General features: G+C 37.9%; 25 protein-coding genes and 2 pseudogenes. 14 read left to right on the top strand and 13 right to left on the bottom strand.

The annotated features are described in order from the left end of the window. Positions 1 to 32 precede the first annotated feature (32 nt). Positions 33 to 1,079, bottom strand: a complete 1,047-nt coding sequence (locus F4W09_RS10845; RefSeq protein ID WP_151504813.1) for a DUF932 domain-containing protein — start codon at positions 1,077 to 1,079, stop codon at positions 33 to 35. Positions 1,080 to 1,127: 48 nt separating this feature from the next. Further along, a complete protein-coding gene (locus tag F4W09_RS10840) occupies positions 1,128 to 1,445 on the bottom strand; it encodes a hypothetical protein (RefSeq protein ID WP_151504812.1) in 318 nt (105 codons plus the stop codon). An 826-nt stretch (positions 1,446 to 2,271) separates the two neighbouring features. Here F4W09_RS10840 and F4W09_RS10835 point away from each other — a divergent pair. From F4W09_RS10835 to F4W09_RS10820, 5 genes and pseudogenes are all read left to right on the top strand, one after another. Further along, positions 2,272 to 2,547, top strand: coding sequence for a hypothetical protein (locus F4W09_RS10835; RefSeq protein WP_151504811.1), 276 nt, complete (start codon positions 2,272 to 2,274; stop codon positions 2,545 to 2,547). A 22-nt stretch (positions 2,548 to 2,569) separates the two neighbouring features. Continuing rightward, the gene (locus F4W09_RS17135; protein ID WP_171253429.1) at positions 2,570 to 2,716 is read left to right on the top strand and encodes a hypothetical protein; all 147 of its coding nucleotides are present in this window, start codon (positions 2,570 to 2,572) and stop codon (positions 2,714 to 2,716) included. 17 nt (positions 2,717 to 2,733) lie between these two features. Beyond that, positions 2,734 to 3,039, top strand: coding sequence for a hypothetical protein (locus tag F4W09_RS10830; RefSeq protein ID WP_151504810.1), 306 nt, complete (start codon positions 2,734 to 2,736; stop codon positions 3,037 to 3,039). Between the two features lie 63 nt (positions 3,040 to 3,102). Further along, positions 3,103 to 3,636: a hypothetical protein gene (locus F4W09_RS10825; protein WP_151504809.1), complete on the top strand. Its 534-nt coding sequence runs from the start codon at positions 3,103 to 3,105 to the stop codon at positions 3,634 to 3,636. Between the two features lie 173 nt (positions 3,637 to 3,809). Then, a pseudogene (locus F4W09_RS10820) lies at positions 3,810 to 4,357 on the top strand (Fic family protein); the annotation flags it as partial. A 256-nt stretch (positions 4,358 to 4,613) separates the two neighbouring features. Here F4W09_RS10820 and F4W09_RS10815 read toward each other — a convergent pair. The 7 genes from F4W09_RS10815 to F4W09_RS10785 all read right to left on the bottom strand — a co-directional run bounded on the left by F4W09_RS10815 (position 4,614) and on the right by F4W09_RS10785 (position 12,266). Continuing rightward, complete coding sequence (locus tag F4W09_RS10815) at positions 4,614 to 5,876, bottom strand: Zn-dependent hydrolase (RefSeq protein WP_151504808.1); 1,263 nt, start codon at positions 5,874 to 5,876, stop codon at positions 4,614 to 4,616. 22 nt (positions 5,877 to 5,898) lie between these two features. Further along, positions 5,899 to 7,179: an SLC5/6 family protein gene (locus F4W09_RS10810; protein ID WP_151504807.1), complete on the bottom strand. Its 1,281-nt coding sequence runs from the start codon at positions 7,177 to 7,179 to the stop codon at positions 5,899 to 5,901. A 300-nt stretch (positions 7,180 to 7,479) separates the two neighbouring features. Next, positions 7,480 to 8,643, bottom strand: coding sequence for a M20 aminoacylase family protein (locus F4W09_RS10805; RefSeq protein ID WP_151504806.1), 1,164 nt, complete (start codon positions 8,641 to 8,643; stop codon positions 7,480 to 7,482). 48 nt (positions 8,644 to 8,691) lie between these two features. After that, a complete protein-coding gene (gene dpaL / locus F4W09_RS10800; RefSeq protein ID WP_151504805.1) occupies positions 8,692 to 9,870 on the bottom strand; it encodes a diaminopropionate ammonia-lyase in 1,179 nt (392 codons plus the stop codon). Between the two features lie 55 nt (positions 9,871 to 9,925). Then, the gene (locus tag F4W09_RS10795) at positions 9,926 to 10,309 is read right to left on the bottom strand and encodes a RidA family protein (protein WP_151504804.1); all 384 of its coding nucleotides are present in this window, start codon (positions 10,307 to 10,309) and stop codon (positions 9,926 to 9,928) included. After that, positions 10,306 to 11,007 (bottom strand): helix-turn-helix transcriptional regulator, encoded by a 702-nt coding sequence (locus F4W09_RS10790; RefSeq protein WP_151504803.1) that lies wholly within the window; start codon positions 11,005 to 11,007, stop codon positions 10,306 to 10,308. The genes F4W09_RS10795 and F4W09_RS10790 overlap by 4 nt, the downstream gene beginning before the upstream one ends. Before the next feature lie 344 nt (positions 11,008 to 11,351). After that, complete coding sequence (locus F4W09_RS10785) at positions 11,352 to 12,266, bottom strand: LysR substrate-binding domain-containing protein (RefSeq protein WP_151504802.1); 915 nt, start codon at positions 12,264 to 12,266, stop codon at positions 11,352 to 11,354. A gap of 99 nt (positions 12,267 to 12,365) precedes the next feature. Here F4W09_RS10785 and F4W09_RS10780 point away from each other — a divergent pair, with 99 nt between their 5' ends. Further along, positions 12,366 to 13,550, top strand: coding sequence for a YbfB/YjiJ family MFS transporter (locus F4W09_RS10780; RefSeq protein WP_151504801.1), 1,185 nt, complete (start codon positions 12,366 to 12,368; stop codon positions 13,548 to 13,550). A gap of 24 nt (positions 13,551 to 13,574) precedes the next feature. Next, positions 13,575 to 14,048, top strand: a complete 474-nt coding sequence (locus F4W09_RS10775) for a hotdog domain-containing protein (RefSeq protein ID WP_151504800.1) — start codon at positions 13,575 to 13,577, stop codon at positions 14,046 to 14,048. A gap of 24 nt (positions 14,049 to 14,072) precedes the next feature. Here the strand turns inward: F4W09_RS10775 and F4W09_RS10770 are convergent, their stop codons facing one another. Beyond that, complete coding sequence (locus F4W09_RS10770; protein WP_151504799.1) at positions 14,073 to 14,543, bottom strand: Lrp/AsnC family transcriptional regulator; 471 nt, start codon at positions 14,541 to 14,543, stop codon at positions 14,073 to 14,075. A gap of 96 nt (positions 14,544 to 14,639) precedes the next feature. On the opposite strand from F4W09_RS10770, the pseudogene F4W09_RS10765 reads away from it, so the two are divergent. Both F4W09_RS10765 and rarD read left to right on the top strand, forming a co-directional pair. Beyond that, a pseudogene (locus tag F4W09_RS10765) lies at positions 14,640 to 14,969 on the top strand (IS982 family transposase); the annotation flags it as partial. A gap of 271 nt (positions 14,970 to 15,240) precedes the next feature. Next, the gene (gene rarD / locus F4W09_RS10760; protein WP_151504798.1) at positions 15,241 to 16,140 is read left to right on the top strand and encodes an EamA family transporter RarD; all 900 of its coding nucleotides are present in this window, start codon (positions 15,241 to 15,243) and stop codon (positions 16,138 to 16,140) included. Between the two features lie 68 nt (positions 16,141 to 16,208). Here rarD and gcvA read toward each other — a convergent pair whose 3' ends face one another. After that, positions 16,209 to 17,126, bottom strand: coding sequence for a transcriptional regulator GcvA (gene gcvA, locus F4W09_RS10755; protein WP_151504852.1), 918 nt, complete (start codon positions 17,124 to 17,126; stop codon positions 16,209 to 16,211). Positions 17,127 to 17,269: 143 nt separating this feature from the next. Between gcvA and F4W09_RS10750 the strand changes: the two genes are divergently transcribed. From F4W09_RS10750 to F4W09_RS10730, 5 genes are read left to right on the top strand one after another with little or no spacing between them, the layout of a single operon-like run. Then, the gene (locus tag F4W09_RS10750) at positions 17,270 to 17,770 is read left to right on the top strand and encodes a DUF2938 domain-containing protein (protein WP_151504797.1); all 501 of its coding nucleotides are present in this window, start codon (positions 17,270 to 17,272) and stop codon (positions 17,768 to 17,770) included. Positions 17,771 to 17,779: 9 nt separating this feature from the next. Then, positions 17,780 to 18,466, top strand: coding sequence for a cupin domain-containing protein (locus F4W09_RS10745; RefSeq protein WP_151504796.1), 687 nt, complete (start codon positions 17,780 to 17,782; stop codon positions 18,464 to 18,466). Next, positions 18,459 to 19,571, top strand: coding sequence for a flavin monoamine oxidase family protein (locus tag F4W09_RS10740; RefSeq protein WP_151504795.1), 1,113 nt, complete (start codon positions 18,459 to 18,461; stop codon positions 19,569 to 19,571). Before F4W09_RS10745 ends, F4W09_RS10740 begins: the two co-directional genes overlap by 8 nt. Further along, complete coding sequence (locus tag F4W09_RS10735; protein ID WP_151504794.1) at positions 19,568 to 20,593, top strand: alcohol dehydrogenase catalytic domain-containing protein; 1,026 nt, start codon at positions 19,568 to 19,570, stop codon at positions 20,591 to 20,593. The genes F4W09_RS10740 and F4W09_RS10735 overlap by 4 nt, the downstream gene beginning before the upstream one ends. 41 nt (positions 20,594 to 20,634) lie before the next feature. Continuing rightward, positions 20,635 to 21,825 (top strand): MFS transporter, encoded by a 1,191-nt coding sequence (locus tag F4W09_RS10730; RefSeq protein WP_151504793.1) that lies wholly within the window; start codon positions 20,635 to 20,637, stop codon positions 21,823 to 21,825. A gap of 135 nt (positions 21,826 to 21,960) precedes the next feature. Here the strand turns inward: F4W09_RS10730 and F4W09_RS10725 are convergent, their stop codons facing one another. Then, complete coding sequence (locus F4W09_RS10725; RefSeq protein ID WP_151504792.1) at positions 21,961 to 22,827, bottom strand: hypothetical protein; 867 nt, start codon at positions 22,825 to 22,827, stop codon at positions 21,961 to 21,963. A 70-nt stretch (positions 22,828 to 22,897) separates the two neighbouring features. Then, entirely contained in the window at positions 22,898 to 23,839 is a 942-nt protein-coding gene (locus tag F4W09_RS10720; RefSeq protein ID WP_151504791.1) for a YagK/YfjJ domain-containing protein, read from the bottom strand. Between the last annotated feature and the right edge of the window lie 63 nt (positions 23,840 to 23,902).

Raw genomic sequence — 23,902 nt, 5'->3', positions numbered from 1 at the left:
GTCTGCTTAGGCTATCAATAGATCGCTTAAAGTTAGGCCAACATGCGTAAAGCTTGTTCAAGCCCACGTTGTTTGAGACCTGCGCCTGCACCGAACCAAGCAGAATCCAGTCGGTGATCTTGACTCATGGCCCGACGCTCGTGATCGGCGAACTCGGTGATACTGCATAGCAAACCATAAGCGGTATCTTTGGCTGAACTAAGTTCTGCCCCTCGTCCTTGTCCATTAAACATGGTCATGACTTTCGACATGGCACGTCCATTCGGTTCAGTTTTGTTTTCAGCTTTCGTGGCTGAGTTAGCTTGAGTGGCGACATTGCGGTAGAACTGAATAATGCCTTCGTCCTGTTCAATTGGACTTAAGCTGATATTATTAAACACTGCATCAAAATAAGCAGCCGCTTCAGTTTGTGTAACTTTACGTTGGCTGAGCTGTTTCATTTCATACATGTGTTCATCCCATGCACGCACGGATATACCCAGTTGTTGCTTAATTTTCTCTGCATCAAACTTGGTACTGTGCGGCACCTTGACTACACCTGCACTTGAGTTTTGTCCTTTTAAGGCAATCGCTAAGGTGTTGTTACACACTACACGAATACTGGTGAATTGTGCGGTGGTGGCTAAGGTTCCATCGCAAGCAGTCGCTAAGAGAATGTAGCCATTACTGACATCTTTACCCTTGAGTGCTGAAGTCTGCCCTGTCCGTGCCAATGCCCAGAACTTCTTCCCACCTTTCAGTACACCCGCGGTTTCCAGTTCAAAGCCCGATTGTTCGGTCAGGTCTTTGTAGAAATTTAGGATTTCGATTGGTTGGACTTCCTGATAACGCTGACTGACCACAGACAATGGTGCATGAGTATCCGAACGATATAAAACCCGTTGTTCTTCATAGGGCATGATGATACTTTGTCCACGATCATTTTTAGCCATATAACTGACATCTGAAGATTCAATGCGCCAGTCCATACCCGCCTGCTGTGCCCAGACTTCAATCGGTTGGTTTTGCGAGAGTTGATTACCTAAGCCGTGCCAAGGGGTTTCACCGACATAGGCCATTTGTTCAAGTTGATGTGCCATGGTTTTAATTCCTATAAAAAGTTGAATTACTATAAAAGGTGAAAAAGCTTAATTGCGTAGGCTCGGACTAAAATCGCGGTCACAGTCATTGCAGTAATAATGTCGGGTATAAACAGGATGGGAGCTGTTTTGAGCTTCATCCTCCGTCACCAGCATCCAAATACCACCGATCAGCACCCCGACTAGGGCGCCTGCAATCGGTGGAATGTTTAAACTTTTAGAAACACTGATGCCTAAAGTTGCCAATGCTAGAGGTGACATCACATTGTTTTGCATTGAAGGTGAATGACTGCTGCTGACGAAGTGTTGTGGAGATTCCAGCAGTACCGTATCTCGGGACTGACAATAAGGACATGGCAAACTCATCTGAATAATTCCTGTAATAAAAATGAGTGAAATAAAAAAAGCCTGCTTTGGGGGAAAGCAGGCAAAACGTAAATCGGGTTATTACATAGGGCTGTTTTGAAGGAGCCGTATGCTTCTCATTCAGATGATATGTATCTGTATTTTTTTAGAATGTAATTTTAATCGATGTTTTTTTAGATCAATTTTAACAACTCGGTATAGCGATCAATTGACCTGATTTTTATCAGCGATTATGATGCAAGAGCTGGCCTACATTGCCAGTCGGTTTTAGCAGACCGTTCATCTAGCGCATCAGGGTTTATTCTTCTGAGTATTCTCTACGTGCGTAAAACCTTCTCGTCCCCCTTTGCGGTAGAACGGGAGGGGGACGCGTTCGCGCGTGCTGGTTCTAGATGTCCAGTCTGCTAACCCCTTTTCGTTCTGCCACCATTATTTAGCAGTAATTTGGTAGAACTTCTATACATCTAGGAGTCATCTATTATGACGCTATTCAATTTCTGTGCTTCCCCTACACTCGCTTCATTTATACCTACTTGCCGACTTTGGCATTTCATACCGATTCCAACCTTATTGTCTTGCCCTGTGCACTGATTCATTTCACCGCACTGATCAACCACTGAGTTTTTTAATTCAGGGGCTGTTTGTGCTGGAAAAACCTTATGAAATTGATCGCGCAGCTGATTTTAATTGTCGTCGTGGTGGCGATGCTAGGCCCTTTTGTTTTTGTGCTTGGCGGGCTATGGCTGCTGATTTATCTGGCAGGCTGGCATAAATAAACCCATCCGTGTGACTTTAGAACAATAGATAACAATGATTTGGAACAGAAATGAAATATCAAACTTGGTTTGGGGTAACAGCTATTGTCCTCAGTAGCATCCTTTTGACTGCATGTGACAGCAAAGTCAAACGTGATTTTAAAGCAGGCTGTCAGGCAGGTGGTTTAGACCGATCTACCTGTGGCTGTATTTACGACAAAGTCGAAGCGCATTACTCGCCTGAATTTATGGAAAAAATGGCGGATGTCACGGTTCGAGAAACGATGCAACCACCTGAAGATTTCAACGTGGTGATGGCACATGCTGTTCAGCAATGTCAGTCATAAATTCAAGCATCTGGGAAAACACATGAAAAACTATTTAATTATCGGCTATGTGCTGATCGCACTGATTTGCTCCGTATATTTTAAGAATTGCAGCAGTACCGCACATTACAGCTATGCCTACAACCTTGGTAAAGCCGCAGTTTGGCCTGTCACGATTTTTAAGAACTAAGCCAGAGAAATAACAAAATGAAAAAACTCATCTTGGCCTGTGGCCTCAGTCTGATCTGCACCTCACTGTTTGCACAATCGAATTCAGCAACCGTCATCGTCAAAAAGATCGAAGGCTTTAGTGAATCAGGTGATGCCTTTAGTTTTAAAACCACCTCTGGTAAACGCTATCAAGTTTATAACGCAGGTGGTAGCAATCCGATTCAGGGTGAAGAACTGATTTCCAGTTCAATCAAAAGCAAGAAAGCCATTTGCCTACGTCTAGATGCAGATAAAGCTGAACCGCGTTTAGTGCAATCGGTTCACAAAGGTAAGTGCAAATAACACCTAAGAACGAACAACGACTTTATTCATAGATGAAATAAGCAATTTTTTAGGAATTCAGCCATGAAACTGATTCAACCGATTCTTTTATCCAGTGTATTAATACTGGGCTTAACCGCATGTAGTCCAGCCAAAGAATCTCAAGCCACAGTAGAACCCAAAGCAACAGCAGAGCAAAATACGGCCTCTACCGCAAATGGCGCTTCTGATACGTCTGAGACATCCAATCAATCCGAGGATGATTTTGTGGTTGATAAATCATTTTTAGAAAATGGTGCTGATGCTGAGCAAATGACAGAACTGTCACAAGAACCGCCATTACAAGAAGAATTTGAAGTTCGTGTTCGCCGTGATGAATCGCAATACTCCATGACAGGCTATGTAGATAAGCTCAATATCATGTCCCTGAATAATGACCCCACCACCCTGACCAACGTATCAATCAATCGTGGCAATTGTAGAACCAAAGGTTTTTATGATTATCAAAATATGCGTTATGGCTCAGTAGCACAGGTGTACTTAGGCTGTGCTGCAGAAAATGTGCGTGAGGTGACCCTCACCACCAACAGCGGATTGACCTATACCTATAATTTTTAGGCATGAATAATAAAACGGCTTTATTTCCGCTCCTGTGTTAATGGGAATAAATTTATTCCCATTAGACTGTTGATCAATACATGTAAGAACAACATGTTCCTTTGTCTTTAAATCAAACTTAGGCCAATATGCTGACAATCAAAGGTTTTTCTACGAAGCCTTGTCACTCTTAAATAATGATCTTTGGCATTACTGTTGGAGGAAAAGCATTTAAAGAACATTTCGAAGCCACTAATCATAGAAATGCTATTTTTTACGTTGAACATATCATTCGAAAAGAAGAAGCATTTTCTGAATGGCAAATTAGAAATATTCATCAACTCATTTTAAAAAATATTGACGATGACAATACAGGTTAATATAGCCAACAGAATGTCTTGATCTCTGGTGCTACAACCATGCCAACTGATGATATTCAATTAAATGACAAAATGGCTCACTTAGTTGATTAGTATAATAATGTAGCTCATACATTATAGCTTATTGAACGTGCAGCCAGAGCACATGCTGATCTCGTTGGTATCCATCCCTTTATTGATGGCAATTACCGTACATCACGTCTACTAATGAAAGCTGGCTATCCACCTTCGAAAATCGTTTAGCTTACTACGAAGCTCTTGATCAATGGATGGCTTATAACAAGACCGAAGCTTTCGTTCAATTGGTTGCAAATGCTGTACTAGATGGATTTAAACCATATCAAGTTGTTTTAGGCATTTAAAATTAGATTGACTGATAAAAACGCATCAAATGATAAAGAAGGAAAAGCCCCATTTGAATAACTATCAAAATTCTAGACATATGTAACCATCTTTGGGACTGCCACTATTCTACTAGTCAGATATCATCTTTTCTTTTTTTATAAAAATATTTCAACTTATAAATATTTGTGCAGCAAAGCCATTCGTATAACAAACTCTATAAATCATTTACATTCAAAAGATGGTTTGAATACCATCTCTTGAATGAAATGTTTTTTATTTATTCATAATTTTATTTACAACATCTAATAAAATTATTGCACCTTGGACTAGTTGAGTTGGATCAGTGTATTCTCTAGGATTATGGCTTACTCCATCTTTACTTGGTACAAATATCATTGCAGTCGGAGCAATTCTTGCAATCATCTGTGCATCATGTCCTGCACCCGATGTCATCCGTCTATGGCTTAGCCCATGCTGATCTGCAGAGTCCTCGATAAGTTTTACTATTCCTTGATCAAACAATACTGGTTCAAAACGAACCAATTGCTTCTGCTCAATCTGTACACCATGTTGAACTTCTAAAAGTCGAATGTATTCATTCAGTTTTTGCTCTGCATCTTTTAATCGATTTTCATCTGGATCTCTCAAATCGACTGTGATTTCAGCCATTCGCGGAATAACATTAATCAAATTGGGGTGAAATTGAATGCTACCAATTGTTGAAAGTGTTGTTCCTGTCTGATTTGAAATATCTCTTAAGAATGTCATAATCAATGCGGCTACTAAACCAGCATCATGCCTTAAATTAGTGGGTGTTGTTCCTGCATGATTTGCTTTTCCTTTAATAGTAAGTTGTTGCCAAGAAATACCTTGTAAACTTTCAACTGCCCCTATTTCTATATTTTCTTGTTCTAGAATTGGTCCTTGTTCAATATGTAATTCAATATATTCACGAGGAACAATTGAGCCTACCTTCATAGAACCAGAAAATCCTATACGCTGTAGCTCATCACCTAACCTTGTTCCATCTGTTCCGATTACATTTAATGCATCTTCAGCTGACATTCCACCAGCATAAACGAGTGACCCCATCATATCTGGCTGATAACGCACACCTTCTTCATTCGTAAATGCTACAACAGTAATCGGGCGTTCAGGGATTACGTCTGCCGTACGATAAGCACGTATAACAGCTAAGCCAGCTAGAACCCCATAGCATCCGTCAAGTGCGCCAGCATTTTTAACTGTATCAATATGCGAACCCATCATTAAGACATTCTGATGATGATCTGGGGAACTAGAAGGCAATGTGCCAAATATATTACCAACCTCATCAATCTCGATGATTAGATCCAACTCTTGCATCCATCGAACAACTTGGTCTCGACCCGCCTTTTCATCATCAGTTAATGCGATTCGAGTACGACCTCCAATTTCAATATCAATTCCTATTTTACCTAGCTCATCAATTTGATCTAGCAGTGTTTTTCCATCCAGTTCTAACTGAGCTGATACTTGTTCAGAGATAACATTCATAAGTACACCTATTGTATTAAAATTAAACCAAAGAATAGAAAATTGCTGATACTGTAATAATGCCTATTACCGTTACAAATATATTGCTTGCTTTATTACGATAAGGACTGAGTGCTGGTATTTTTCGAATTGCATACATAGGTAACAAAAGAACCAGAATCGCGCCTGTTGGTCCACTGATACTCACAATAATATCTAAAATGCTCGGGTTCTTATAGGCAACGAACCAGCATGTTAAGATCATAAAAATAAAGATGATTTTATTTACCGACTGATGTTTAAGTGCATGATTACGTTTTTTGGCTTCATCAATAATGATCTGTGTCATGGTTTCATGAGCACCAATATAGTGCCCGAGAAAAGATTTCATGATTGCAATAAACGCGATCAGTGGTGCAAACCAAGCAATCACAGGTGTTTGAAAGTGATTGGCAAGATAAGAAAGAATCGAGATATTTTGCTCTTTTGCTAATGCCAAATCTTGTGGAGAAAGACTTAAAACACAGCTATAAACAAAGAACATGACAACGACAACCATTAAGATATAGCCATATTTTTGAATTTGAGCACATTTTTTATCTGCACAAAGCTCTCCATACGTTTGTCTTTGTTTTACAACAAATGGAGAAATAATCGGATAATGATTGAAGGATAAAACCAATACTGGGAAAGTCATCCATAATGTCATCCAAATATTGGATTTAGTATTACTTGTAATTGTCAGCGTATCAAAGACTGAACCATTCCAATGAGGAATCAACCAACATGCCATAAAAATTAATGATGCAATAAATGGATAAACCAGAATACTCATTACTTTTACGGTTAAATCCTGTCCCAATCGAACAATCAGCAGTAAGGAGGTAATGAGCAAGAATGCAAGTAGTGCTCTTGGTGGTGGAGTTAGATGCAATTGATGCTGAATGAAAGATTCAACTGTATTGGTCACTGCTACTGCATAAAGCAATAGAATCGTATAAATTGCCCAAAAATAGATTAGATTAAAAATTCGACTGGCAGTCTCCCCCCAATATTCTAATATCACCCCAGTGATACCAGCTTCTGGTCGACTTGAAGACATAATAAAACGTGCAAATGCTCTATGTGCATAGTACGTAATTGGGAAAGCAAGTAGGGTAACTATCAGTAATGGTATTAGTCCACCAAGACCAGCATTGATCGGTAAAAAAAGAACACCTGCACCAATAGCAGTACCAAACAAACCAAGCATCCATGTTGTATCTTGGCTATTCCATTTGTTAACGTCTAAAGCTTTTTGGCTTTTATCAAACTGTATAGACATTGCACTGACCTCTAAAACATATTTAAAAAGAAGAGGAAGTGATGAACGCCAATCTTATAGTTAATCTTTTTTAACTTAAAATCGATTTAATCCAAATTTTAAGTATATTAAACCTATCAACCTTAGGGTTGATTAATTTAGTTAACTATATGAGCTTGAGCGACCAGTTCCTTCTGTGGGATTAATTCAGAGTGCGGTTATCCTTGCCTCTGCTACTTACTCATCAAAGATTTTTAGATAATTTCTCAACATAGTAAGTTTGAGGAGAATCGATGACTTCCTCGATTCTCCTGATTTTGATTAAATAGGCATTCTTGTACGAATAATCTCTGCAAAGTAATTCGCACCTACAGCGAGAATATCGTCATTGATGTCGTAATTTGAGTTGTGTAATGGAGTGAATCCTTTTCCATCAGCTTCTACACCGTTTCCAATGAATGCAAAACAGCCTGGGACTTTTTCAATAAATGCTCCAAAATCTTCTGAAGCCATCATTGCTGGAACATTCGCATCTACTTTTGAATCGCCAACAATATTCCTAGCTGCTAATACAGCTGTCTGAACACATTTTTCATGATTTACTGTAGGAGAAAATTCATGCGTATATGAAAACTCGCATTCAGCATCATGCATGTGGCAAATTCCTTCGCAAATTTTACGCATACGCTCTTCAAGCATCTTTTGAACATCAGGTGAATAACTACGGGTATCACCTGTAATCACAACATGTGTTGGAATTGCATTCCGAATTCCATCTGTATGAATTTCAGTACATGAAATGACGGCTGGAATACTTGGATCAAGATTACGCGAAATAATGGTTTGTAGAGCTAAAATGATTTCTGCAGCAATCACTAGTGGATCTTTCCCCATATGTGGTCGTGCAGCATGTGTACCTTTACCTTTGATTTTAATTTCAAAGTTATCTTCACTGGCCATAATTCCACCTACTCGGGTAGAAATTGTGCCTGCAGGAAGACCCGGCCAATTATGAACACCATAGAACTCATCAATCGGGAATTGATCAAATAGTCCATCAGCCATCATTGCCTTTGCACCACGCCCATGTTCTTCGGCAGGTTGAAAGACAAAGCGAACGGTTCCATTGAAATCCTTTTTCTCAGTCAGAAGTTTAGCAGCACCTAGGAGCATGGTCATATGACCATCATGTCCACAAGCATGCATTTTTCCATGGTTTTGAGAACAATAAGATTTACCAGTAGTTTCAGTAATATTTAATGCATCCATATCAGCACGTAAACCGATTACTGTAGGGTTATCACCAACTGTCAGACTTGCGACTAAACCAGTTCCACCTAAACCTCTGTGGACTTCTAACCCCATTGCTTCAAGTTGCTGTGCAACATATTCAGAAGTTGAAACCTCTTCAAACCCTGTTTCGGGGTGTTTATGTAAGCTATGACGCCATTGATGTAATTGGCTTTCAAATTCTGCAGTACTCATATCAATTCCTTTTAACAGCATGAAAATTCGATTTATATGGAAAATAAATTAAAGGGAGTACATGCCTTCCCACACAATTTTCCGATAAAGTTCAGGATTCGTATCCCCTTCTGTACTGAAAATAAGTACTGAAGAATTCTCATCCAATCCAAGCTGTGTTTTTAACATCTGACTATTAGGATGAATTGAGATGGTGTACAGTAAACCAAGATTAATTGCACCTGAAGGGCCACTCACCACGCTCTGGTCTCCCTTTAACGGATTACCCAGAATACGCATACCAGTTGCAGAAATTGAATCAGTAACACGGGCAAAGAATGAAGTGCTATCTCTTAGAATTGGCCAAGTCACTGGATTGACTTCACCGCATGCAAGCCCAGCCATAATTGAATCTAACTCACCCTCTACTGCAACTAGGTTGCCATTTTGGTCTTGGGCTGAACGATAGACGCAATCTGCTACAACTGGTTCTGAAACAATCGCATTGAATGTGTTTGTTCCTAAAGCATCTACTAGATATCCTAAGACTCCACCCGCCATAGCGCCAACACCTGCTTGAAGCATTACATGTGTAGGCTTTTCGCTTTCTGCCGAAAGTTGCTCTACGGCTTCAGCTGCCATAGTCATATAACCTTGCGAAATCCAAGTCGGAATTTCTTCATATCCATCCCAAGCAGTATCTTGTACCAATAACCAACCATTAGATTGAGCAGTTTGGTTTGCCAAACGTACAGTATCATCATAGTTAACATCAGTGACAATGCACTCAGCACCTAAGGCTTTGATTCGATTCACACTAGATTCAGCAGCACCTTTTGGCATAAATACGATTGCCTTTTGCCCCATTTGGCGTGCAGCCCACGCCACACCAGTACCATGATTTCCAGCGGTTGCTGTCGTAAATGTTAAAGGTTCTTTCAATAGAGTCTGAACTTGTTGAAGATCAAATTGATCTATTTCAATATTTAACTTGTCAGCCAATAGTTTAGCTAGGGCATAAGAGCCACCTAACACTTTAAAAGCATTTAAGCCAAAACGATTAGACTCATCTTTTATAAAGATATTTTTAATGCCCAATTTAGCTGCTAGATTTTTAAGTGATACCAGTGGGGTTGGCTTATATCCATCAATTTTTTGGTGCAAAAGACCGACATCTTGAGCAATCGTTTTGGTAAATAATGGACTACTTTGACCTGTATATTGTTCATTTTGAATGATGCTAAACATGGTTGTTTCCTTTGATGCTAATTAAAGTTGAAGTATTAATTTCAATCCACTTAAATTAATTTTTAAATGCAATTACTTCGATTTCAACTAACGCATCTTTAGGTAAGCGAGCCGCCTCAACACATGCACGAGCTGGTGGATTTTCCTCACCAAAGAACTCGGTATAAACTGCATTAAATTCAACAAAGTCTGCTAAATCAGCTAAAAAACAGGTGGTTTTAATCACGGTTTCTAATGAACCACCCTGCGCTTCTAAAATACTCTTAACATTGAGTAAAGATTGGCGAGTTTGTTCACGAATACCACCCTCAGGGAAAGTCATCGTTTCAGGGATCAAAGGGAGTTGACCTGAAGTAAAAATAAGCTTTTGAAAAGCAATCCCTTGTGAATAAGGTCCAATTGCTGCTGGTGCATTCTCGGTTGAAATAATCTGTTTCATGTTACTTCCTGATGAGGTTCTGCCGTTGCTTTAAATTCTCTTAAGAACTTGTAGATGGCATACTTCGTAATGTTCAAGTGTTCAGCAACAATAATCGTGGCATCTTTAAACTCAAATATTCCATTTTCGTAAAGCTGAAAAACTATGGTCTTGTTTTTTAACTTTTGACTAACTTTTGAGTCTGCTTCAACTTCTCTAACAGTTGATTCCAAAGCTTGAGAAATCACATCATTCACGTTCGAGCTAAAGTTCTCATTTTTGAATAAACTATTCGAAAAATCAGGGACTAAAGTCTGGATAATCTCTGGGAATGGTGCTGATAAATTCATATTTACACAGAACATTCCAATCGGCTTACCATATTCACCTGCAATCACGCATGTAGATGACTTCAGCATTTCACCTTGCTTGTTACGTGTGAAGTAACTTTTAGAATTGACTTCACCTGTTTGTTGAAAAAGTTTCAGCATTTTAAGTCCCATATCGGTAATTGGAGAACCGATCACACGACCTGTATGATGACCATTTACAATTTTGACTACAGAATGTTCAAGATTTTCAAAGGAATGCAATACCACTTCACAGTGAGGTCCAATTAGGTCAGCAACCATCTCCGCTAACCTAAAATAAGCATGCATAAATTCTCGATCTTTCTCTGTAAATTCAACCTTAAATGACTTTTCATCAAATGCATTCATATTGTTACCACAGCAAATTTTTCTCTATTGCTGTGTAGTTTAGAATGGATTGAGTTAACTTAAAAGTCAACAAATTTTAACTATAAAAGTTAAATATTTTTAACCATTATTATTTAACTAATTATTTTTTAATATGAAATAATATTTATAGTTAATTATTTTTAATAAAAAGTAAGTGAAACGAGTATTTTTCTTAAAATATTTGAACTTTAGTCATCATTTTTATACGGATCAGATGAAATTTTTCATTAAAATTAAATTAATTGATAGAGAATATATTTATACTATTGTTTTAATTATTTTTATTTTTCAATCATAAAGTTTAAAAAAGTTCATTTTATCCATTACTCCGTTTCTATTTCTTGAATTAACCAATTTCGAAATGCCACTAGCTTAGGTTCACTGCGACACTCTTCACGATATACAACATAGTAGTCAAGTTTAGATCTACATTCTATTTCAGGAAATAAACGGATCAAATTCCCAGCTCTAATGTCATCTTGAGCAATTACACTTCGAGCAAGTGCGATCCCAAGTCCATCCTTAGCTAATTGAAGAACAGCAGCTGAGTTATTAATTTTAAATCCACTATGACTTGTATATCTAATCTGATTTTCATTCAACCACTTGTCCCAAGTTGTGAAACCTGAATGACTATCTAATGCTAGACAATGGATCAATGGGAGTTCTACAAGTTTTTTTAAATTTAATAACTTATCTTGATTCAAATCATAAAAGCTAGGGGAGCAAACAGGAAAGATATCCTCTCCCATTAATTTTTCGGCCACCAAGCCCGCCCACACTCCTGCTCCATAGCGTACAGCGATATCTACACCATGACTTTGAAAATCAACAGGTTTTAAATCTGTATCGAAGCATATTTCTATATCAGGATAGGCTTTTTGAAAATTCTCTATCCTTGGTAGTAACCATTTTGTAGCAAATGTTGGACTAATTGCTACAGTTAATTTTTTACTAATATTCTTTACTTTAACTTTCTTGATACCATTACTCAAATATTCAAAACCAACCTGAATATCAGGCAGCATTGTTTCTCCGAGGACTGTTAATTTTAGTCTATGCCTACCACTTGTTTGCCTATGGAATAATGTGACACCTAAAAAATCCTCTAAAGATCTGACCAACTGACCAACTGCAGCAGAAGTTACATTTAGTTCTTTTGCTGCATCTGAGAAACTTAGATGTCGTGCGGTAGCTTCAAAAGCTCTTAGGGCATTTAAATGTTTTGGGGTATCCATATCATTAAAGATTTTCTTTAAGAGCAACAAACTTTATATCATTTGCTCATAAAATTAAATATGTGAAAAATGTCAATAATTTCAATACATGTTTAAAATATGAAACCCTCATTAATAAAACTTAGCCTATTTCTATGTCTCAGTATGTCTCTGGGAATAGGAATTCTACGTTTTTCATATACTGCTCTCTTGCCATACACTCGAGATGCATTTGGATGGTCAAATGATTTTGCCAGTATCCTAAGTAGTGCCAATTTACTAGGTTATTTAATAGGTGCATTTACTGCAATGCGCTTACCTCAAACTAAAATTATGTCGGCTTTTATCCAAATTGCTGCAATTTTCGGAATGATTAGCCTTCTATGTTGTGCATTTTCTGGATTTCCATCTACTTGGTACATCTTCTGGCGTATTGTCTCAGGTATGAGTGGAGGGTTAATTATGATTCTAGCCCCAAGTATTATTGCTTTATGCGCTGGACTTAATGATCGTCTAAAAATTAATTTTATAGGATTTAGTGGTATTGGCTTTGGAGTATTAATCTCTACCTGTTTCTTATCCTACATAGATCAAATATCAATTCAAGCTGCTTGGTTAATCCTGTGTACGACAGCATTTCTTATTTGCATTTATATCGCTTATGCACTTCGTGAATTTAAAAAGGATCTGCCAAGTACCTTAAACAGCTATACTTCAACCGTTAAAGTAAATATTTTATTCTATAGTTTGCTTATTGCTTATAGTTCTAGCGCTTTTGCTTATATCCCGCATTCACTCTTTTGGATCGATTACCTAAGCCATGATTTAAAGCTTCGATTGCCCTTAGTTAATCTCAATTGGATTCTATATGGAGTTGGAAGTGCATTAGGGGCTTTTGTTGGATACTTATTTGCAAAGAAAATAGGGAATTTCAAAGCTCTTAAAACCTTGTATTCAACTTATATTCTAGCAATCCTGATTGCTACTTTTAGCTTTAATCAACTATTTATTTTTGCATCTTCATTTCTAACAGGTTTACTTAATCCTGCCGTAGTTTTTTTAACTTCTTATACTATCTTACAGCTTTATGGTATTTCATATAAAAAGTTATGGAGCATTACAACCTTAAGTTTTGCTTCAATTCAGCTTATAGGTGGACTCAGCTTTAGTTATTTACAAAAAATCGGTTTTACCTATCATCAACAGTTTTTTATTGGAACATTTGTCTTGATGATTGGCACAGTTCAGCTTTTCATATTTCTAAAATCAGAAAATTCTGTGTCTGAATTAAGTGTTACCAAGTAAACATCTCAAATCAAGGAGGATTATATGACCAAAATTGCATTTCAGGATTTATATGCTGAAGATTTTAGTCATTGTTTTGGTTGTGGTCGGAACAATAAATATGGTCATCATTTAAAGAGCTATTGGAATGATGGAATGAATAAAACTATCGCTAAGATCACGCCATCAAATGTATATACTGGTGGTGTTCCAGACCATTTATATGGTGGAATGATCGCATCATTATTGGATTGCCATGGGGCAGCTTCCGCTGCTGCATTTAAAAGTAAATCATTGCATATTCCATTTGATGGATCAGTATATTTAGCAAGATGTGTAACAGGTTCCTTATTAGTTAATTTCATAAAACCTACTCCTATTGAATCTGAAATACTGATACAAGGTAAGCTGATTTCGATCGAAGGTAGGAAGATAAAAGTAGGTTTATTATTAATCGTGAATAATGAAATATGTGCAACAGCAGAAATGTTAGCCATTGAGTTGAATCATAATAAATAGTAAATATTTTACAAGTTTAAATATCTAAAAAATATACTCACTAATTGGAATATTTAGTGTGGCTTTAACTCGATCTAACACAACAGTAGTTTTAAACCATTGTATATTCTGATTATTATGAAAAAGTTTATCACAAATTTCTTGCAAACTACTCATATTAGGAACCAAGAGAACTAACATAAAATCAGCTTCTCCAGTAACATAATAACATTGCTGAATTTCTGGACAGGAGAAGCTTTCTTTAAGAGCTTCAAGATCCGTTATGTGAGTTTGTTTAACTCTAACTTCAATGATTACTGTAATAACCTGATTCATTTTTTCTGGGTCTAGAACAGCAACATTCTCGAGAATATATCCATTTTCACGTAGTTTCTGAATGCGACGTTGTACAGAAGCCGTTGACAAATGCACTGTATCAGCAAGCTCTCGTAATGGAGTTAAACAATCCTTTTGCAAAAGCTTCAGTAATGCATTATCAAATTTATCTAGCACCATAATTAACCTGAATCGTGGATAAGCAATTAACTTGAAAAAGAGAAAGACTAGAGCTATCAGTTGAGTTACCACACCAAATTCACAGCTCTAATCCTTATGTTCGATAGTACCCAATTATTTTGCGACATTAATGATTTTTTTCTGAAATTTGAATCAATCTATTAGAAATTTCTAAAACAGAACTTTCAACGCCTAAGATGTCGACACGCTCAGATCGGTATTTCTGAAATTATATTTATTGCTGTTTGGTACAAGTGCTCTCATTTCAATAATTTCAAAGCATTCTTTACATCATTATAACTGGACAAAAACCATTTATTTAAACAGCTACCTTGTTATAAACGCATGATTCATCTGATCAATGTCTATCAACTGGCTTTATATACATTCCGTTTCGCTTTAATGAAAGATCAGCAAAGTTCTTATAGATTGATTCAACGACCTTATACAATCTAGTGACAACCAGAGCTAGAAGTGTTGCAGGCTATCTAGCTAGTATTTATGTATCTTTATATTTTTATCAAATATGTCATCAAAATAAGCCGATGATTCGTATTATGGAAATAGCGGCTTAAGCAGGATTCGGGTTAATTACAAATATCGTGATAAATTTTCTCATTAATCATATGTAAAACAAGCATAATTATCAATCAAGCTGAAATAAAATATTAATCAAACTCTAGTTCAGTGATTTCATATGCGCACTCAACCAAATACATCTCTTGGCATTTCTCTTAATGTAATAGCTTCATTTTTGTTTGCATTATTGTTTGCGTATACGTCTTTACTGCAATCACTAGAAGGAAATGAAGTATATGGCTGGCGAATTTTCTTAACTTTTCCTTGCTTAACGCTATTCATTATTCTTCAAGGAAATTGGACACAAGTCACTAGTATTTACCAACGAGTTTTTAAAGAACGCTATTTCTTTCTTTCTCGGCTTTTGTCTTCATTTCTTATTGGCTTACAACTGTGGTTATTCATGTGGGCACCCAGTAATGGCTATGGATTAGATGTATCTTTGGGTTATTTCATGATGCCCATTACCATGGTAATTCTAGGTCGTATTGCATTCAAAGAGCAGATGACTCGCTTTCAAAAGCTATCTTGTGTCTTCGCAATACTGGGTATTATCAACATGTTGGTTCTATCAAGGACACTGACTTGGCCTACTTTGCTAATTTGTCTTGGATACCCTATGTACTTCTGGGTAAGACAAAAAACTAATACCAATAATATTGGTGGGCTTTGGTTTGATATGATGCTTAGTCTTCCAGTTAGTCTCTATTTTATTCTTGGAGGTAGTGTTTTATCAGGGCAATTAGGCACTCCTTTCGAAGCTACATGGCTTATCCTAGGATTAGGACTCATTAGTGCACTAGCATTAGGATTCCAATCGCTCTCAGCTCCGCATCTCAATCTCAGTCTATTTGGTCTTCTGGTATACGTTGAACCAGTATTATTATTGGCGGTTTCGATCTTGCTTGGCGAAACAATTAAGCCAGCAGAATGGCCAACTTATATTGCGATTTGGTTAGCGGTGTGTACCCTCATGCTTGAAGGCATTATCAGCTTAAATAAAAAGCGTATTACTTAATTGTCAAAACTGATGGTTTTCTCATTAAAAGGTGAATGTGTTGATTTAGCTTAAAGGGCCAAGTCAAATTAATGATTTTTTGCCTCTTGTTTAAGCCAATCTCTAAATGCGCTTAATTTGGCAAGTGATTGGCTTTCCTCACGATATACAACATAGTAAGCAAGCACAGATGCACATTGTAATTCAGGATAAAGCCGAATTAAACGCCCAGCCTTTAAGTCATCATGAGTCATAACACTACGTGCAAGCGCGACTCCTTGACCATCAATTGCAGCTTGTAAAACAGCAGCAGAATTATTAATTTTTAATCCGCGCTTTGTATTTTCTTTTGTAATTTTATTGCAATGCAACCATTTATCCCATGTTGCAAAATCAACGTGTTGCTCCATTGATAGATCATGGATAAGCGGAAGTTCTAAAAGCTGAACTGGACTCTCTAATTTGTCATGGTGTTCTTGATAAAATGCTGGAGAACACACGGGAAAAACTTCTTCATCCATTAACTTTTCAGCAACTAAACCAGTCCAAATACCCCGACCATATCTGACGCCAATATCAATTCCATTTTCGATAAAATCTACAGCTTTTAAATTGGTATCTAAACGCACATCGGTATCTGGATATAGTTCTTGAAATTTATCAATTCTCGGTAACAACCATTTGGCAGCAAAAGCAGGACTCACCGTAACAGTTAAGATTCTAGAAGTCCCTCCTTGCTTTAACTTATCAAATCCTTGCTTTAATTTATCAAACCCAGCACGGATATCAGTTAAAGCCATTTCAGCTTGTTCTGTTGGTATAAGACGTGTGTTACCACTGATCTGCCGATGAAATAATGAAAAACCCAAATACTCTTCCAAAGTGCGAACGAGCTGCCCCACCGCAGCAGGGGTGACATTAAGCTCTTTAGACGCAGCAGAAAAACTTTTATGTCGTGCACTTGCTTCAAATGCTCTCAAAGCATTTAGATGTATTGGTGAATTCATAGCGATAAAGATTTTCTTTCTATTCAAGATATTTTATCTGATTTGCTCAAACTTAAAAATCCTTCAACACTATGGTCATTCTTCAAATCATCAAAGTTGACCAAATTATTTTGGCATGTCGAGCGTACCGAGAAAGTTACAAAATGTCCGAAACTTTATACGTTATTTGTAAAATCATCCTCACTGGTATTGGTGCCACAGCAATTCTTGACTTATGGGCTATTCTCAGCAATCAACTATTCAAAACGCCCATCACCAATTGGGCTATGGTTGGTCGTTGGATTGGTCATATCCCTTCAGGGAAATGGGTTCACAAAAACCTTGGTAAAACCACACAGATCAAGCATGAGTTGGCACTAGGTTGGCTTACACACTATCTCATTGGTATTAGCTATATCATCATTCTTGTACTTTATGAAGGGAGCGTATGGGTTTCACAACCCACGATATCTTCGCCACTACTCATATCATGGGTTTTATTAATAGCTCCTTTTTTCATCATGATGCCAAGTATGGGTGCAGGTATTGCTGGTTCAAACACCCCTCACCCCCAAAAAACAAGACTAATGAGTATTGTGGGTCATACCGTTTTTGGTCTGGGTATTTACATCAGTGCAGTTATTCTAAATATATTAATGAGTTGAGAAAAAATTATGCTCATTCATGCAGATTTCTCCAAAATTGCTGTCATCAAACCCGAAGATTACTGTTGGATTCACTCTCCCCATGGCGAAGTAAAACGAGTCATGTTTGATCGTATTGGGACAGAGCAAGCCCGTGCAACAAGTCTTGTAAAATTTGATAAGAACTCTCGCTTTCCTGCCCATCAGCATCCGCTAGGTGAAGAGGTTCTTGTTCTATCGGGTATATTTACAGAAAATGATACAAATGATTTTCCAGCTGGATGGTATTTAAGAAACCCTCACAATTCTCATCATCAAGTTTCAAGCAAAGATGGAGCCTTAATTTTTGTCAAACTGATGCAAATGTCTAAAAATGAAACTCAAGAAACACGAATCAATACTAACGATCCTGCAAATTGGACTCTTATAGACCGTAAAGTAATTTGCCCATTGTTTGAATCTGAATTCGAATATACCTATCTAGAAAGACTGAATCCTGACCAAATTTTTACCAATATATCTGATCAAGGTATCGAGATTTTCATCGTTTCAGGTCAACTCCAGCAAAGCAATCAAATCTATCCTACAGGCTCATGGATTCGTTTGCCGCCCAAACGACATGCAGATTTTCAGGTTTGTGAAAGAAATACCACGTTGTATGTAAAAACTAAACATCTACTCCATGCTCAGCAAATTTGGAATATTAAAAATGATTAAGACTTCCATAATCATCATTGGCGGTGGTCTAAGTGGGCTATACGCGGCTTATTTATTAGAACAAGCAGGATTTAAAGATTATCTACTCATTGAAGCAAAAGATCATCTTGGAGGTCGAATCCAGTCAAAAGATGAGATTGATCTTGGTGCAACATGGATTTGGCCAGACCTAAACCCTGAATTAATGAAACTGGTACACAAATTAAATCTTCCATATTTCTACCAGCAATCTTCTGGGGAAATTATGTTTGAAAAACAACGTAATCAACCTGCCATACGTATTTCTAGTAGCTCATTGGAAACACCCTCTATTCGACTGGAAGGTGGTATGGAAAGTTTAATTCTAGCTTTAACCAAAGGTATTTCAGTTGACCGGATTCTATTTGGGCATCAAGTGAAAGAAATTACCTATTTAGACGATCGCACTTTAAGTGTGAAAGTAAAAGATCATTTGGGAACAGAAACACGATTCGGTTGTAATCAACTACTATTGGCTACTCCTCCAAGATTATCTGCAAACCAATTTATATTTGATCCCCCATTATCAACGACAACCTTAAAACATTGGACAAATACACCTACTTGGATGGCACCACACGCTAAATATGTTGCTGTTTATTCTGAAGCCTTCTGGAAGCAACAAGGCCTTTCAGGTCAAGCTCGAAGTTATGCAGGTCCATTGGGTGAAATTCATGATGCATCAACGTCCAGTAAGCATGCTGCACTTTTCGGATTCTTCAGTATTCCTTACGCTATACGTAAAGAAATGGAAGCAACAACTTTAATGGCTCATTGTCGAGCACAACTGGTCCGCCTATTTGGCTCTTTAGCAGCGATACCCCAGTCAGAATATCTCAAAGATTGGTCTGAAGATGAATGTACTGCCGTAGAGTCGGATTGGAAAAACCCAGCTCAATTTCATGGTATTGCACCTGAAAATACACCTAACCAATGCATTTGGCAGCATAGGATCATCGGTATCTCTAGTGAATGGTCTAAAAAATATTCAGGATATTTAGCGGGTGCTATTGATGCTGCTGAAATAGGTATTGAACAAGTTTTAAGCCCTGTGAAATATGAAAAAATCAGTGAGATAGAACCATGAAAAATACATTTCAGGCTATGCAAGCCAGTCAAACTGGAGAATTCGAACTAGTTGAACGTATTGTACCCACTCCAAACAAAGATGAAGTCTTAATCGCTGTCGAGGCTTGTGGAATCTGTGGAGCAGATGCCATGACCATTGAAAATCAAAATCCAAAAGCATTTCCTCGTATTCCTGGTCATGAAGTGGTTGGACGCATTGTTGCACTTGGAGATCCAGATTCTAACTATTGGAAAATTGGACAACGTGTTGGGGTTGGCCGTCTAGGTGGACATTGCAACCAGTGTGATGAATGTCGTCAAGGCTTATTCAATTTATGCAGTCATCAACCTGTTATGGGAAGTACACATGATGGTGGCTATGCAGAAATGATGATTGCAAAAGGAACTGGCCTAGTTTCAATTCCTGATGAACTGAGTTCGGTAGAAGCAGCCCCCTTACTTTGTGCAGGAATAGCAACTTTTAATGCTCTAAAGAAATCAGGTGCCCAAGCGGGAGATACGGTTGCAATCCTTGGTATAGGTGGCTTAGGACATCTTGCAATTCAGTATGCACGACGAATGGGATTTAGAGTGATTGCTATAGGTCGTGGACAAGATATTGCTGAACTAACACATGCTTTAGGGGCACATATTTATATTGATACCCAATTAGAAAATGCTATGGCTCGTCTTAAGGAATTAGGAAAAGCTCAAGCCATTCTGACCACCATTACTAATGGTGAAGCTTCTTCAGAGCTTTTTGCAGGTCTAACAACGCAAGGGAAATTGATTGTAGTTGGAGTTGGGAAAGAACCTCTTGTAATTTCATCTCCCTTACTTGTTGGAGGGGAACGAGCTGTGCAAGGCAGTATTACGGGTACCCCTTTTGAGGTGGGTAAAACACTGAATTTTAGTGTGCTTGCAGATGTTCGTGCCAAAACAGAAGTCTTTCCATTACATCAGGCTCAGCAAGCCTACCAAAGAATGAAAACTGGAAATGCTCAATTCCGTGTTGTGCTCACAATGACTCAAGATATTTAGCTCAACTTTTATGATAAAAGCCTCATTTAAAAAGGTTTCCTATGCTTCAAAATAATATGCATCGCCAAGTTCTTATCTTGGCGAGTTCTCAGTCTCTTTTTCAAACTGTATCCGTAATGGTCATGACGATTGGTGGTTTGGCTGGCGCCAACATTGCCAATACACCTCTCCTTGCAACGTTACCAATTGCAGCGATGTTTCTCGGTACAGCAACCATGATGTTTCCTGCATCTATCCTCATGGCTCATATTGGTAGAAGAAAAGGCTTTATTTTGGGGGCATTATTAGGGGTAATCGGAGGGATTATTGCAGCTCTAGGAATTATGTATAGTTCACTGACGCTGCTCGCTGTAGGGACTTTTTGTGTTGGTTCTTATCAATCTTTTGCTCAGTTTTATCGCTTTGCAGCCAGCGAAGTTGCAGATGATGCTTTCCGTTCTCGTGCCATTTCTTTCGTAATGGCTGGTGGTGTGGTTGCTGCAATTATTGGCCCTACACTCGCGCGGTTTGGTGGTCCAATATTTAATCATTTGGAATATGTAGGTTCATTCCTCATTATTACGGTGGTATCACTATTAGCAATCGGAATTTTGTCTGGTCTGAAAATTCCAGATCAAGTAGAAGTAAAAACGGATTTTAGCGCTGGTAGACCGTGGTATCAGATCGTATCGCAGCCTACTTATTTAGTCGCTTTATTTGGTTCCATTACGGGGTATGGGATCATGATTTTAGGTATGACAGCTACACCTATTGCCATGCGTCATTCCCATCATGAACTCAGTGCAATTACCACTGTTATTCAACTGCATGTTTTAGGTATGTTCTTGCCCTCGTTTATTACAGGTAATTTGATAGCACGTTTTGGTACGCTAAAAATTATGCTGATGGGAGTAATGCTGTTCCTTTGCTATATAGCGATGGCTTTATCAGGCTTCCACTTCTTCTCTTTTGCAACATCATTAATTCTTTTAGGTGTAGGCTGGAATTTCTTATTTATTGGCAGCACTTCTCTGTTAACAGGGACATACACTTTAGAGGAGAAAGCCAAGGCACAAGCCATCAACGATATGACAGTTTTTGTGGTTGGGCTAATTTGTTCTTTTAGTGCTGGTGCTGTACTAGATATCTTTGGCTGGAAGGCGATGAATTTAGCTTTGCTTCCTTGGTTGGCAATTACTGCAATTTCTTTAATTTGGTTAAATTTAAAATCACAAAAGACATTATTAAGTTAATTCTCCAAATGCTTTGATATGCTGCTGTTCTTAGCAAAAACCTAAGAACAGCTTTTACCACCTTAAAAACACATATTAAAAAATACTTTTGAATTATGGATAACTCTCTTTAATCAATTTCTTATTTGCTCACAATTAATCTAAACTCAGACCGATACGCTGACAATCAAAGGTCTTTCTACGATGCCTTGTCACTCTTAAATAATGATTTCGAGAATGGTTGTTCATGCGAGTTTTTACAGCTTGCAAAGCACGTTGAATCTGCTTGTCATCCAAACAATTTACTGGGATACCTTTCAAATCGTGTTCTTCAAATGAAACTGCTCCATAACCATTGGTTACGTCCAACCATTGTTCACCAATTCTGCGCGCATGATCCGCTAGAGTGACAGTTTGTGCCCGTCCAGCATAGATACAGAATAACTGAACATAGTAGCCCTGCTCTGGATCATGTTTGATTTGCCACAGCACCGAATGAATGGAACGAAACAGCTCAGTATCTCTGGAGCGAATTAACTTTAGGAAAGCACTGAGGTAAAGATCTAGATCATATAAGCGAATCACTGATAGCACTTCAGGTTGAATACCTAAATAAATGGGAAAGATGGTCAATTGATCTTGTTGTTGTATACATTCTGATAAGAAGCGTTCAGCCTTTTTCACCTCTGCCTTATGCTGCTTCTGATCATCTTGATAATCCGCTTCAATCAACCCAGCTTGATCATGTACGTATTTGATAAAACCTTCCACTACATGATCAGGTAAGTCTTGAATAGAATCATAGAACTTAAACGCATTGGCTTTAAAGATGATCTGCTCAAGATACTTAAACACAATAATGGCAGCAATGTAATTATTCCCGTCCACAAAGAATCGTCTGGATTTCTTAATCAATGGAATGATCTGCTGTTTGAATTGTTCAATACTGATTTGATTGGCTAAGATTGCTTGAATAAAGTTTTCAATTTCACAAAATGTTTGAGATTCATTGTAAGTCGTCATGGTAAAACACATCCTAAGTTATTTACTTCATAGACTTAGGAGTGCCGTAACTTTTTAATGGTGATCTAACCTAGTATCCACATTGCTGTAAGGTTTGTGCTACACCTCTACGCCAATGCACTTCAAATTGGCCCGTACCAAAGCTGCGCATATATGGAATCTTTACACGTAAATGCTGTGCATACTTTTCAGGATTGACCAGATACATGGCAGCATTCAATGCATTACTGACTTCCACGGGATGATTGCATCGAATAGGACCTACCCCTAAGCGATCATTCCGCATAAACTTCTGCTTATGCTCCGTAGTATTACAATTAAAGTGCACGCCGATATTACCCGTAATACTGTTCCACATTTGCCAAACCTGATCAGCGAGATACCAGTCATTCTGACGTTTAGATGGATCATAAATTAGCAATAAGTGGCAATGATAGCCTTTATCTACCCCCTGCTCTAATGCCCATGCATAGCCCTGTAAACCCATGAAACATCCATCTTGATTGGCTATACGATTTCTTAAAATATTCATATGCTGTTGAACATCTTGAATACCTATATAGACCTGTTGCCCTTCGAGATAACCCAAATCAACACGCACAAATAACAGCTCAGAATAGTGTGTAATGAGTTTAGTCAGGTACTGATACAGTGAATTTCGATTCTGCTGTTCTTGCTGAATGAAACGATTCAGCTCATTCCAATAATTATTTCGATATTGATAGAGTACACAACATAGGGTTTGAACTTGCTGAGTATTGAAATTTAAACTGTGTGATATAGGTTGACCATTGAGAAAATGATCAATCCAGTACTTACACTGAATAAAATATTGGATAGATTCAGTGTAGTGAAGCTGTACTGAATAGAAGTGCTGAAAGGCTTCATATAATGTGCTGAGGGACTGTTTGAATTGTTGCTCATTCATCTGTTCAAAACAGACCTTATAAACAAAGTCTTCTATCGCAGTACAAAGATTAGATTCATTCCAAATCGGTGTAGTCAAATTCATGTTGTGATACTCATCATGTTAGGATTCATATCACAACCATGTCTGTAATCTTTTACTTGCTTA

The organism is Acinetobacter tandoii (assembly GCF_008867985.1).
Classification (GTDB): domain Bacteria; phylum Pseudomonadota; class Gammaproteobacteria; order Pseudomonadales; family Moraxellaceae; genus Acinetobacter; species Acinetobacter tandoii.
Note: the sequence above shows the minus strand (reverse complement) of the source record. Positions and strands in the feature narration are given on the sequence as shown.